Origin of the sequence: Clostridium oryzae, from assembly GCF_002029235.1 — a bacterium.
Lineage (GTDB): Bacteria > Bacillota > Clostridia > Clostridiales > Clostridiaceae > Clostridium_AE > Clostridium_AE oryzae.
On record NZ_MZGV01000015.1, the window covers coordinates 56618 to 70247 of the forward strand.

The 13630-nt window shown below is 32.1% G+C and carries 13 protein-coding genes; 7 read left to right on the forward strand and 6 right to left on the reverse strand.

Translation table 11 applies throughout. The features are described from left to right. Positions 1-355: 355 nt before the first annotated feature. Entirely contained in the window at positions 356-1444 is a 1089-nt protein-coding gene (gene asd, locus CLORY_RS08990) for an aspartate-semialdehyde dehydrogenase (protein ID WP_079423444.1), read from the reverse strand. A 257-nt stretch (positions 1445-1701) separates the two neighbouring features. On the opposite strand from asd, the gene CLORY_RS08995 reads away from it, so the two are divergent. Beyond that, positions 1702-2628 (forward strand): glycosyltransferase family 2 protein, encoded by a 927-nt coding sequence (locus CLORY_RS08995; protein WP_079423446.1) that lies wholly within the window; start codon positions 1702-1704, stop codon positions 2626-2628. A gap of 179 nt (positions 2629-2807) precedes the next feature. On the opposite strand, the gene CLORY_RS09000 is transcribed toward CLORY_RS08995, so the two are convergent. Further along, a complete protein-coding gene (locus CLORY_RS09000; RefSeq protein WP_079423448.1) occupies positions 2808-4103 on the reverse strand; it encodes a glycosyltransferase family 39 protein in 1296 nt (431 codons plus the stop codon). A 141-nt stretch (positions 4104-4244) separates the two neighbouring features. Between CLORY_RS09000 and CLORY_RS09005 the strand changes: the two genes are divergently transcribed. The 3 genes from CLORY_RS09005 (at position 4245) to CLORY_RS09015 (ending at position 5752) form a co-directional block, all read left to right on the forward strand. After that, a complete protein-coding gene (locus CLORY_RS09005; RefSeq protein WP_079423450.1) occupies positions 4245-4949 on the forward strand; it encodes an MBL fold metallo-hydrolase in 705 nt (234 codons plus the stop codon). Positions 4950-5250: 301 nt separating this feature from the next. Then, the gene (locus CLORY_RS09010) at positions 5251-5436 is read left to right on the forward strand and encodes a hypothetical protein (RefSeq protein ID WP_079423452.1); all 186 of its coding nucleotides are present in this window, start codon (positions 5251-5253) and stop codon (positions 5434-5436) included. Next, positions 5420-5752, forward strand: a complete 333-nt coding sequence (locus tag CLORY_RS09015) for a hypothetical protein (RefSeq protein WP_079423454.1) — start codon at positions 5420-5422, stop codon at positions 5750-5752. Before CLORY_RS09010 ends, CLORY_RS09015 begins: the two co-directional genes overlap by 17 nt. Here the strand turns inward: CLORY_RS09015 and CLORY_RS09020 are convergent. Then, complete coding sequence (locus CLORY_RS09020; protein WP_079423456.1) at positions 5747-6325, reverse strand: TetR/AcrR family transcriptional regulator; 579 nt, start codon at positions 6323-6325, stop codon at positions 5747-5749. The genes CLORY_RS09015 and CLORY_RS09020 overlap by 6 nt on opposite strands. Positions 6326-6421: 96 nt before the next feature. Continuing rightward, positions 6422-8416, reverse strand: coding sequence for an oxidoreductase (locus CLORY_RS09025; protein ID WP_207652186.1), 1995 nt, complete (start codon positions 8414-8416; stop codon positions 6422-6424). 272 nt (positions 8417-8688) lie between these two features. On the opposite strand from CLORY_RS09025, the gene CLORY_RS09030 reads away from it, so the two are divergent. Next, positions 8689-9000 (forward strand): DUF3795 domain-containing protein, encoded by a 312-nt coding sequence (locus CLORY_RS09030; protein ID WP_079423460.1) that lies wholly within the window; start codon positions 8689-8691, stop codon positions 8998-9000. Positions 9001-9425: 425 nt separating this feature from the next. Here the strand turns inward: CLORY_RS09030 and CLORY_RS09035 are convergent, their stop codons facing one another. Continuing rightward, positions 9426-10019 (reverse strand): 5-fold beta-flower protein, encoded by a 594-nt coding sequence (locus CLORY_RS09035; protein ID WP_341456640.1) that lies wholly within the window; start codon positions 10017-10019, stop codon positions 9426-9428. A 192-nt stretch (positions 10020-10211) separates the two neighbouring features. Continuing rightward, positions 10212-11513 carry an esterase/lipase family protein gene (locus tag CLORY_RS09040; protein WP_079423464.1) on the reverse strand — a complete coding sequence of 434 codons (1302 nt, stop codon included), beginning with the start codon at positions 11511-11513 and terminating at the stop codon, positions 10212-10214. A gap of 293 nt (positions 11514-11806) precedes the next feature. Here CLORY_RS09040 and CLORY_RS09045 point away from each other — a divergent pair, with 293 nt between their 5' ends. After that, complete coding sequence (locus CLORY_RS09045; protein ID WP_079423466.1) at positions 11807-12475, forward strand: hypothetical protein; 669 nt, start codon at positions 11807-11809, stop codon at positions 12473-12475. 10 nt (positions 12476-12485) lie between these two features. Next, a complete protein-coding gene (locus CLORY_RS09050) occupies positions 12486-13622 on the forward strand; it encodes an ATP-binding protein (RefSeq protein WP_079423468.1) in 1137 nt (378 codons plus the stop codon). The last annotated feature ends 8 nt before the right edge of the window (positions 13623-13630 follow it).

A 13630-nucleotide genomic window follows, 5' to 3' on the forward strand; every position in this document is an offset into this window, starting at 1 on the left:
TAATATATATAAATTTATAATTCCTTTTTATATTTTTTTATAGTAAAACAGTTTTATTTGTCGATTTATACTTGTCAAAAGATTGCTGCAGCACTCGATTTTTTGACAAGTATAAGTTAAATTCCTGTAATGTTTACCTATATATAATATCAATTTATGTATAACTATACAAGCATAATAATTACCAATTAGGAATTATAAATTAGGAATGAAGGAAAAAATTCAGTTGTACTGAATTTTTATCGTATATCTATAGTATTATGATAATCTTCATTCCTTATTTTCAATTGTTAATTAAAAACAATGAACCCTCCCCAGTAGGAAAAGGTTCATCCAAATCAGATACTATCAAAAATTACTCTCTAGCTGTAAGATATCCTTCAGCTTTAAGAAGTTCAGCAGTAAGTACAGCTCCGCCAGCTGCTCCTCTTAATGTATTATGAGACAGACATACAAATTTATAGTCATACACAGGATCTTCTCTTAATCTTCCTATGCTAATACCCATTCCATTTTCATAATCTCTATCAAGACCAGTTTGAGGCCTGTTTTCTTCTTCCATATACCTTAAAAATTGCTTTGGAGCACTAGGAAGCTTTAACTCTTGAGGTCTGCCTGAATAATCAGCCCAAGCTTTTAATATTTCTTCCTTTGAAGGTTTTTTAGTGAACTTTACAAAAACTGAAGCTAGGTGACCATCTGCCACAGGAACCCTTATACACTGAGTAGTTATTACTGGAGTAGTGGCAGGTATTATCTTATTATCTTCAATTTTACCCCATACTTTCAAAGGCTCTTTTTCACTTTTTTCTTCTTCGCCGCCAATAAAAGGTATAACATTATCGATTATTTCCGGCCAATCTTTAAAAGTTTTACCTGCTCCTGAAATTGCTTGGTAAGTAGAAACTACAACTGTCTCTATACCAAACTTTTTAAGTGCGTTAAGTGCAGGAACATAGCTTTGAATAGAGCAGTTTGGTTTAACGGCTATAAAGCCTCTCTTAGTTCCTAGACGTTTCTTTTGAGCGTCTATTATTTTAAAGTGATCATTGTTTATTTCTGGGATGACCATAGGTATATCTTCAACCATTCTATTAGCAGAATTATTTGATATAACTGGTATTTCTGCTTTGGCATATTTTTCTTCCAGTGTTTTTATCTCATCTTTTGGCATATTTACTGCGCAAAATACAAAATCTACTTCTTTTTTTATCTCATCTATTTCATATATATCTTTTACAATTATTTTTTTAACTGACTCTGGCATTTCGTTGGTTAACTTCCAATGATCACCAACAGCCTCCTCGTAAGTTTTTCCAGCAGACCTGCTGCTTGCAGCAATGGCTACAACTTTGAAATATGGATGGTTTTCTAGAATAGAAACAAACCTTTGCCCAACGAAGCCTGTTCCACCAAGTACCCCCACCCTTAGTTTCTTATCCATACTTCTACCTCGCTTTCTATTTTTTAATAAACATTATACTATCTATAGTATTCTAAAACAACTTTTATTTGAATTATTTTTGGCAATAAATTATAATTATGAGGTTAAGAATTTACATAATTGTATTTTAAAATGTATATTTATTAATAAAATAGCGAAATTATAACGTTTTATGCACATATATTTATATAATTATTAATTATACAATTATTAATAAGAACTTTTGGCTAAGTATGGTTTAGGGAGTGGAGAATTATATGAGAATTGCAGTATTAATACCCTGCTATAATGAAGAAATAACAATAGGCAAAGTGGTAACAGATTTTAAAAGAGAGTTACCTGAAGCTGATATATATGTATATGATAATAATTCCAGTGACTATACATATAAAATAGCTGCGGAAGCGGGGGCAATTGTAACAAAAGAGTACAGACAAGGCAAGGGTAATGTTGTACGTTCTATGTTCAGAAATATTGACGCTGACTACTATGTTATGGTTGATGGAGATGATACATATCCAGCGGAATTTGTACATAAACTTCTACGTCCAATTATAGACAAAGAAGCCGATATGGTTATAGGTGACAGATTATCTAATGGCAGTTATAAATGTGAAAATAAAAGAGCTTTTCACAATGCAGGTAACAATCTGGTAAGATATATGATTAACAAGTTATTCAAAAGCAACATTTGTGACATAATGACTGGATATAGGGCATTTAATAGAGAGTTTGTAAAATCTATGCCTATACTAAGTGCAGGATTTGAAATTGAAACTGAAATGAGCATACATGCGTTGGATAAGAAATTTCTTATAAAGGAGCTCCCTATAGAATACAGAGACAGACCTGTTGGGAGCTTTTCGAAATTAAACACATTTAATGATGGAATAAAAGTATTAAAAACTATCTTTCACTTATTTAAGGATTATAAGCCTCTTATTTTTTTCCTTACATTCTCGTTCATTTTATTTATAATGGGATTACTCACAGGATTACCTGTTATTATTGAATTTGTTAAAACAAGATACATAAGCAAAGTACCTTCTGCAATACTGGCGGTAGGCTTCATAGTACTTTCAATGCTTTCACTGGTAGGCGGACTCATATTAGACACAGTAGTAAATCAAAATAGAAGGATCTATGAATTATATTTAAATATGTTAAGTGATAGAGCAAAGTAGAAACTCTATAGTCAATATATTATAAAAAGAAGTAGGTTAAAGGGATGAGTGAGACCGTAGGAGGCATTTTTCAGCCAACGGAGGTCACTCATCCCTTTATTTAGTCTCTAGGAATTTTACATAAAATTTGTGTTACAAGTGCTTAATGAACGGATCAATCTCCGTAGTGCCACAACATTTCATTTTTTATTAATTGTTGCAATTATCTTTTTCGTTAATCCATATTTATCACATAGGTTCAGCAGTGCATATGCAGAAAACATAAGCACGTAAGGCATGGCTGGATAAAAGTATCTTCCCATTGTAAAAAAAGGTAGATAGACAGCAATAAAATACAGTATGACAGCTGCGGGCATATATGCTAATTTGTTTTTGTTTTTGTCTTTGAAAAATTTCCATAGACCAACTGCTGCAAGTATCAACATAATAGCATGATATAAAGCTGCTTCTACAAATGACACACCCAATATTTGAGCCCAATAGAACGGATAATTCAAATGCCACCAGGTTTTACCCAGGGTGTACCATAATATAAATTGTAAAGGATGCTTAGGAAAAAGATTTTTCATTCTATACTTAGAAATTTCAATTTCAACTTTGTTTTGCTGCAGTTCAGAATTATGTTTATAGCTGTAAACAAATTGTTTGTAATTTAAACCATCTGTTTCTCTTGAGCTCTGATCATAGTTTATGTAAGTTCCCTGAAGCATAGGATTGCCTGTAGCCATGGTAAATGGAATAAATCTGTGAAAAATCTTGTAATTTCTTATCCACCACGGACTTAAAACAGCAGAAAAAACTAAAATCGTGACCAAAGTGTATTTCACACCATCTGTAAACTTTATCTTTTTTATGAACCACATAATCAAAATGACAATAGGGTACATAGCAATCGTCGGTCTGAAAAGTGCAGCAAGCCCCCAAAATAATCCTCCCAATATGTAATGCTTTAATTTCCCGCTTTCCAAAGCTTCCATCGAAAAGAGAATTAATAGCATAACAAAAAATTTAAAGAAAGATTCAGTGAGAATAAGGTTTGGAATCCAAATTTCTGCAATACAGAACGTGTCTAATATTACCGCAGTAATAGCAACTTTACTGTTAAAAAATTTTCTGCCGATTAAAAACATAAAGAATAAAGAGCAGCTTTGAAGTACTGCTTGAATCACTCTAAGCGCAGTAATCCCGCCAAATTCATTAAATATTTTCATCAAAAAAGCTAATGTATAAGGTAATCCAGGCATCATAAACACTGTTGGACTCGGAGGCTTATGGTATGTATAGATTCCGGTTTGACAAAGAATCCATGCACTTCTGATAAATTTGACATCATCATTATTAGGTTTATAAAAGTTACCCATAAGTGTAGAGTTTCCATAATAAAAAATAGAGATAAGCGTTAAAATAAACATTGAGAAGCAACAAACTATGAGCAAAATTTTGATTACCTTGCTTTCTTCTTTTATAGAAAACATTGCATCACCGCCATTTTTAAATTATAAAGTCTATTGTATTCTATCATAAGAGTTATAGCAATTCAATTATGTAAAATATTTGTAATTTTTCTACTAGTTTTATATAATCAAATAAGCATAACAATATTAAGGAGGTAGCAAATGTTAAATTTCATTGGAACGGGCAGCGCTTTTAATACAAAACTAGGAAATAACAGTGCATATATAAAAAATAGCAACAGCATACTGCTAATAGATTGCGGAGGAACTGTTTTTCAAAATGTTCAACAGCTTGATTTACTGAACGGAATAAAAAATATATATATAATTATTACACATACACATCCGGACCATGTAGGAAGTCTTGGTGATATAATTTTTTATACATATTACATGTTAAAAAGTAAAGTAAAGTTATATTTTCCCGAAGCGGCTCATATAAAAAGCTTTTTTAGTAACATAGGAGTTAAAGACGAGATGTACCAATTATATAGTTCAGCAAATGCAATTATTGAGGATAGTTCATTAGGAAAAATCACTTTGCAATTCATGAGTACTGCACATACTGAAACAATGCCATCATATGGTTTTATAATGAATATATCAGGGAAAACTATATATTACAGCGGTGATTCAAACAGTGTTGACAGCAGTGTAGTAAAAAAATTCATTGATGGTCAAATTGACTATATATATCAGGATACTTGCGCGTTAGATTATCAAGGGAACGGACATTTATATATAGGAAAGCTTTGCAAGCTCATACCTATTCAATATAGAAATAGGGTTTACTGCATGCACTTAGATACAGATATGACAGAATCCGACATAATAGAAAATGGCTTTAAAGTCGCTGCAAAAATATAAAAAATAATTTACAGAAAATACTGTTTTGAAACTTAGACGCTTCAGTATTATCTAAAGTTTGAAGAGCAAATATAATATAAAGATTAAGAGTTTGGGACATAAAGACTAAAAAAGATTACATTTTACGCAGAATGTAATCTTTTTTATTTATGTATAAATTAAAATTAATTTAAATTTAATTAGCATTCTAATTAAACCTTTCAAAATACGATACTATTAAATATATTATTTAAATAAACTATAAATATTAAGTAAAATAAATACATATTACATATTGTATTACAATTTTTGTAATGATGATATGAATTACTTTATTGCTGATGAGATAAGAGAAGCAAGTATAAAACGAGTGCTATTGCTGTATTTTAAGGCAGCAAATAGCAGAGACTATCTCACTAGAGATTTATTAAGCTTTGCAGTATCAGAAGTTCAGAGATTTTATCCTGAATACAGATGTGAAGGAACACAAGATGAGTTATATAGATGATGGGCTTACGATGTTTTATGACATAAAAAGATGGATAAATGATTATGAAAAATCAGAGAGAATTATAGATAAAAACGGGAAATGGGCGCTTATAAAAAGAAAAGATATTATCAGAGCCTATCTGCTATATGTAATTAATTTAGCAAAGCAGCGCTTTAAATATAACTTTAGGTATATCCATATATCTTCACCAGTAAAACAAAAATATAAGTTTTATATGCTCTTTAAGGATATTCTGCCCGACATATACATCTTAAACTATTTAACAGCAGCAATTATAAATATTACTGCCGTTAAATTTATCGTTAGATTATAATATTCCATTTAACATCTTTGATATAATTATCCTCATATCTGTATATAAATTAAGCTCCCCATCACAAAGACACCAATTATATATGACTCCTCTAGCTGCTATAAAGAGTATCCTAGTTATCTCTGCTGAACTTAACTCTTCTGATATTTCGCCTTGTTTTTGAAAGGTTTCAATAATTTCTTGAAGTATTTGCTGCATAGCACGACCATGCGTAATAAACATTTTATTATCTGAAGTATATAATTTTTTAACCATATCAATGCCATTTTCAATATTAAACTTGGCATATTCATCAAAGAATTCAATTATCTGTCCCTGACAATCATTTGATTTAAGTTTTCCTTTTACCTCATTTAAGAAATAATCGTCACCTTGTTTATATATTTCCTTAAACAAATCAAACTTTGATTTGAAATAGTAGTAATATGTGCCTACTGAAACTCCAGCGGCCTTTGATATCTGTTCTACTGAGATTTTATCAAAACCATACTTCGTCATAAGCTTTACGCCGCACTTATAAATCTTTTTTTTAGTAGTTTCTGCCTGCTTTGCTCTATTAGTCATTTTATTCATTATTCTTCTCCCGTTACAACAATAATTGGAAATGATATATAGAAAGTGGTTAGAGGAGGCATTTTCAGCCAACCAGAAATCACTTCCTACCATTTTTTATATATTAGCAGCTACTTCGTAGGCATCCCATATTGCATACATTATGTTAGAAACTTTCCTTGCATCACCGATAACGTGAATATCATCTATATCATATTTTAGTTCTTCATAAAGGGTCTTCTCTGCATTGTAGCCTACTGCTAAAACTATACTGTCTGCTTTTATTTCTTTAGTTTCACCAATACTTTCAATTATAACACCTTTATCAGTTGTATTCAAAACCTTTGATGAAGTTAGTACATTTACTCCGTTAAATGGTACTAATCTTTCAAGCATCTCTGAATTTGCATGACAGAGTGGACTGTTCAATGCTAATAATTTATTCTGAAGTTCTACAATGGTTACATTCTTGTTATTTTCCGCCAACCATATAGCAAGTTCACAGCCAACTAATCCTCCTCCGACAACTACTATATCTTTTCCTGGATCAGCTTTTTTCATGAGGATTTCTTCTGCAGTATAAACTTTTCTGTTGTCACCCAAATCAAATATCTTGGGTGAGGAGCCAGTTGCTATAATAACAGCATCTGCACCGCTGTTTCTAACAATATCAGCAGTAACCTCAACGTTAAACCTTACTTCTACATTCAAATCATCAAGTGTGGCTTCATACCATTTTATAAGCAGGTGATCATCCTCTTTAAATTCAGGAGCACCCCCAGGTATAAGATTTCCTCCAAGTCTTGAACTTTTTTCGTATATAGTTGGCTTATGTCCGCGAAGAGCTAGAACTCGTGCAGCTTCACAGCCTGCAACACCACCTCCGACTATGAGAACATTTTTTATTTTAAGAGGAGGTATTAACGCAGCTTCTTTTTCCCTGCATGCTGCAGGATTCACAGCACAATTAAGAGCCGAGAATTCTTGAATACGTCCCATACATCCTTCCTGACATGAAAGACATGGTCTAATAAAAGCAGTTTTCCCACTGCGAAGTTTATTAACATAATTCTCATCAGCAAGCAGTGGACGTCCCAAGCTTATCATATCACATGCACCATCTTCAATAGCACTTAACGCTAACTCAGGGTTATCCATACGTCCAGCACAAATCACAGGAACACCAACTGCCTCTTTAACGATTTTTGCGTAGGGTATATATAGTCCTTTTTTTTGATACATAGGCGGGTGACTCCACCACCAAGAGTCGTAGGACCCAACATCTACATCAAGAGCATCATATCCATAGTTTACAAGAAGTTTTGCCGCTTCTATACCTTCTGGTATATCTCGTCCTTTTTCCTCAAATTCTTCGCCAGGTAAAGCTCCTTCACGCCAATCCTTTATGAAGCTTTTAGGGCTATACCTAAGTGTTACTGGAAAATCTTTACCACAGGTTCTCTTTATTTCTTCAACTACTTCTCTTGCGAATCTTAACCTGTTTTCCAAGCATCCACCATATTCATCAGTACGGTGATTGAAAAAGGCTATAGCAAATTGATCAAGAAGATATCCCTCATGGACAGCATGTATCTGCACTCCGTCAAAGCCTGCACGTTTTGCATTAAGAGCACCTTGTCCAAATTTTTTTACTATTTTTTTGATTTCATCAATAGTTAGTTCTCTACAAGTTTTGTCTAACCATCTGTGTTGAATAGGAGATGGTGCTACAGGAGGAAATTCGCCTAAATTTGTAGGTATTGTAACCCTACCAAAACCTGCACTAAGCTGCAGGAAGACTTTAGAATCATATGCATGTATTCTTTCTGTCATTTCACGTCCTGTGCGAATAAATTGAACAGAATTATATGTAGAGGAGGGAACATTACCCATACCGTGTTGTTCAACTTCTTCATCTACAAAAGTAACACCTGTAATAATCAAACCAGTGCCGCCTCGTGCACGAGCTGTATAATATTCTATGCCTCTCTGATTAAATCCGCCGTTAGAATCTGCTAGTCCAAGAGGTCCCATAGGAGCCATTGCAAATCTGTTTTTAATTTCCACAGATCCTATTTTTACTGGTTCAAAAAGCTTTTTATACTTTTCCACAAAAATCTCTCCTTTCATAGAATGGATTCAATGAACCCATTAAGTAAATTGTATAAAATAATGTATCTATAGTCAATAGATACATTATTCTATACATATGCTGCTTGTAAATCATTCGTTGCCTAAGTGCAGTTGATAAAAATAGCAATAAACTATATACCTGAAAAAATTGATTTAGGAATATGAATGAACATGACATATAGTTGGCATGTTTGTTTTTATATAATTCATATATAATCTACTTCAAATATTTTGTTATGGGAGATGAAAATATGGAAAAAATTATGATGGCAATGTGTGGGACTTACTGTGGAGTTTGTGAATGGAAGGAAAAAACAAATTGCAAAGGATGTCAGGCTTCAAAAGGAGATATGTTTTGGGGAAAATGTCAGGTAGCTAAATGCTGCATCGAAAAAGGATATGAACACTGCGGATTTTGTGATGAACTTCCTTGCGACAAGCTCAAGCAGGCATTTGAGGATCCAGAACATGGTGATAACGGTGAAAGATTGGCTAATTTGAAAAACTGGGCAAGTGGTAAATTTAAATATCTAAAAATAGGAGACTTAAATAAGAATTTATAATGAATTTTACATACTCAAGCGCCTCTCTAACTTATATTTCATTTTATAGAGGAGAATGGAAGATAAATAACGAATTAAATAAATATGTAGTTATTTAAGAGAATAGAGGGGGAAAATATCTTGTTATACAACGTTATTAAATACGGTTCAGTAGGCATTTGTATTTTAGCAATAATTTATGCAGTTATTATTTCCATAAAAGGCAAAAATAAAAAACATCAGGAATAATACGCAAGTAATAATTTATCTGGACAGAAAAAGAGAACAAGCTTAAGCTTTTAATAGTAAAAGCCAGGCATGTTCTCTTCTTGGTTATGAAAACTTAGAATAATATCTTTTGTTCATTGTCGTAAAACCTAAAATAATCAAAAGGCGTATAATCTCGATCAGCTAAAATGCCTTACACGATTACACGCCAGTTTTTCTTACAGCTTAATAAACCTGCTTAAAATGGACATAGTGAGTTTTGGATTAGCTAATAAATATTTTCCCCATATTGATACCAGAGGACCAATTTCACCCATGGAGGAATTTTTAGTTACGTTCGCTGCATTAGTGTTACCACCGCCAAACATAGATCTGCCTATATTCATTACACTTTGAACCATTCCTCCTAATCCATTAACTCCAATAGGATTATTATTTGGAATATATCCGCGATTACTATTTGTTTTGTTTGTGTGCTGCATAGCTTTATATTGAGCTTCAAGTATCTTATTGCTAAAGATAAGACCGGCAGCAATAAGTGAAGGTAATGTATTAGCTGCACTTCCAATGTAGTTGCCATTTAAATCCCGAATTGCTCGTCCATTAAAATATGCCCAAGGCATACCGTTCATCCAGTAAAATTTATCATCGTAAAAATATAATACTGGAGAAGAGTTTATATCGTAAGCCACATTGTTCTCCATATAGCCAATCAATTCATTCCTTTTATTGTATATCCTGTTGTCTCTAAAATATCCAACATATTCATCATGTCTGTCATATATTCTTCCCATATATATATCACCTTTCATCTTTTTATTTTGAAGTTAACGTATGATATATTATATGACTGTTTACATTAATTGTAGCAACTTTTAAAAATTAGAGACATGATATTTAGCATCTTTCTGTTTATTTCAGCATATTTTAATAGAAAAATTATATATATAAATCCAGCTATTACATTAATATTTTCTATGGCTTCCTTCCATTTGTTTATAAATTTAATCTGAAAGACCTTTTAACATATTGGCTATATCATAAAATTGCTGTTCTCTGGCTGTTCTATCTTGAGTCATCTGAACTACTTCAAGATGATCAACATTTTTTGCCAAGCCAAGATAGTTCCAAGTTCCTTTTTGCGGTATGCCATTATATTCTACCATTTTATCTGCTGAGCCTACTTTAGGACATATAGCTGATTTTACACTTACAATACCATCATTTTCCCACCAAGAGCTATCTATTGGAACTTCGCCTGGATTATTATTAATATACGATCCTAGATAAAGACTGCTTTTTAGCAGCACAGCATTCATATTCTGGTTAGGTAACTGACGATTTGTTATTTGAGATTTATGGGTATCCGAACAAGCTAATGAAAAATAATATACATCATCTTGAGCCTTTACCCAGCTGTTCAGTTCTTCAGCTCCTTCAGGTGATAGATCCCAATCACTCAAATCTTTGGTTTTTCCCCAAATGTTACTTTTCATTACTCTGTTAAAATAATTTCTATAAGATTCATTGGATTCCTTCTTTAATCCCCATTGATCTAATTGAAAATCCAGTCCTGATTTTTCTGCATCAATAAGATTGTTATTTATAGTCCATGCTGCAAAAAATTGGTGAACCAAAGGTTCTAAGGAATACTGCCTATGGCTTTCCTGACTCCCATCATGCGGAGTGGCTATGGTTGTAACACTGCTAACCCATGAGTTTCCACCTGTAAAAAGTGGGCTTATGTTATCTGAAGATGTAGCTTCCTGTTCTTCCTTATTTCCATTTTCTAATAATTGCACTAATGTTCTTATGGTTTGTCCACCCATACTGTGTCCTAATAAGTGTACTTTTTGCAGAACATTGTTATTAGATACTGTTCCCCAGGCAGGATATACACCTGGATAAGTTCGCCCATATCTATTGTGTCCGTATTTTTTCGAATGAGCTTCTCCATAGTCTACAGTACCACCTTTTATGTATGCATACAATTCGCAAGCTCTATCCCAATTACTAGATACCGGCCCAATTGATGGAGTATAAACAGTGTACCGTTTGTCCACCAATTTTTGTTGTAAACTTTCAGCTCCTCCCCAATAGTTTAATCCGGCTAACTCATTATTTCCCCAACCAAAAAGTCCATGGACCATAACTATGGGATAATTATTGCCCTTGATAGTTTGTACAGACAATTTTTTATTGTTTTTTGCAATATTAGAAATAGCAAAAGTTTGATTAGGGATAAAGAAACAAAAAAGTAATATAATTATAGACACAGCAATTTTAAGTTTATTAATTTTTTTCATACTAGCGCCTCCTTTACCATATTATACCATAATGGTATGCATATGTATTACACAATACTACAAGTTTGTGTAATATAGAGAGCATTTTATAAACTTTAATCAAAAAAATAATATTTTTTTATCAATATAATAATTAATAATTTTTCTCACAGTTTAGAGATTTTGTATTTGTATAGAAAAATCCATACTGATATTCTATAATAAATATTATATAATTTTATTTATTACAATTTTGACTCTTTAAAAAGTTCTTAAACAATAGTATTATTTACGTAAATGGAATGGTGATATAAATGGAAAATGTTAACTGCAATAAATCAATGAGTGAGGATGAAAAATGGGAGCTTATAAAAACTAAAGTATGGTCTATAGAGAATATTGAAAATCCTACGGAGGAAATGTGCATATATTGTGTTAAAAATGCTTGGAATACGCTTAAACTCATTAAAAATCCTTCGAAAAAAACTATTTCAGAAGCAGTAAGAGCTAATGGCTGGGCATTACAATTTGTTCAAAATCCTACAGAAGAACAAAAAATACTTGCTGTAACAAGCACATATGATGCCATTAAATATATACAGAGGCCATCTGTAGATGTACAGTTAGCTGCCGTAAAAAACAATTACCGTGCAATTAAATATATAGATGCTCCTGCATTAAAAGTTAAGATAGCCGCAGTAGCACAAAATCCTTCAGCGATAACAAGTTTTAACTACACTGATAAGGAGTTTTATATATTACTTCGATACTCATTAGCTATATTAAAATATGTAAGTGATTATGATAATGATATAGTTATAGGCATTATAAAATATGAAATTAGTAAAGGAAGCGTTTCACCTAATTTTATTTATGAATTTATAAAGCTAGAGGTATTAAAGATAGATAAAATAAATTTTGTATATAAATTTGGCAGCGATAATGCAAAGAAATATTACGTTGACTATAATTTAGACATGTGAGGAGAATTTTATGAACTTTGTAGATACACTTATGACAGTTAAACTAACGTTGGATAGCGGAGCAGTGCCGCTGATAGTTGGTGAGACAGGCATAGGAAAAACTGCTTTGATAAAAAAATTATGCAGTGATTTAAATTACAATTTTATAACTATAGAAGGCAGTCTATTAAAAGAAGGAGAAATCGGTGGGCTTCCAGTTGTAGAAGACTATTCTGAAACAATTAACGGAAAAACAGTAATTAGAAAGAGAACTGTTTATGCAGTTCATCATAAGCTTAAGAAGATAGAGGATTTCTTATCGGAGGATAAAAGCAAGAAGGTACTTTTATTTATTGATGAAATTAACAGATGTGAACATGCTGTTCAGCAGGAGCTTATGAACATTATATTAAATAGAGAGATAAATGGTTATATACTTCCTGATAGCACAGTTATTGTTGCTGCTATGAATCCTTCAAATAAATATGATAATTATTTAGAGAACCAATATCAGATTACCGAAATGGACCCTGCTCAGGAAAATAGGTTTGTCTGGATCAATATGGAAAGTAACGCTGAAAATTGGATTCAGTGGGGAACTGAACAGAATGAAAGACATATACAGAATATACACAGTGATATTTTGCAGTTTATATCAATGTTTCCACAATATCTGAATAGGACTGATTCAAATGAAAGCACAAGAGCTACTCCAAGAAGCTGGGAAAGGGTATCAAAGGCCTATACAGCTTATGAAAATAATAAAGCTGCATATACTGAAAATATTTTATTTAATGTTATTAAAGGCAATATAGGGAGTGAAATAGCACAGGAGTTTGTAAATTTCACCCATGAAAGGCCAGAATTTATATTTGATGCCAGAGACATATTAGTTCAAAATAATATATCCGATAGATTATTAAACGCTTTAAGACATGAAACTCATGAGAAATTGTTTCTATTCACAATAAACTGTTTAAATCTTATTGAGAAGGAAGAAGAAAACGATGAGTTAATAAATAGGTTTGCCAAACTTTTGCAATATTATCCTTCGGATTTGAAACTAGCGATAATGAAGAAAATTAAAACATATAATCAGAAGCACATATATGATAAATTTATAAATAACAAGGATTTTGTAGATGCTTTTTTTAAGATATATATTTAAGCAGGCAG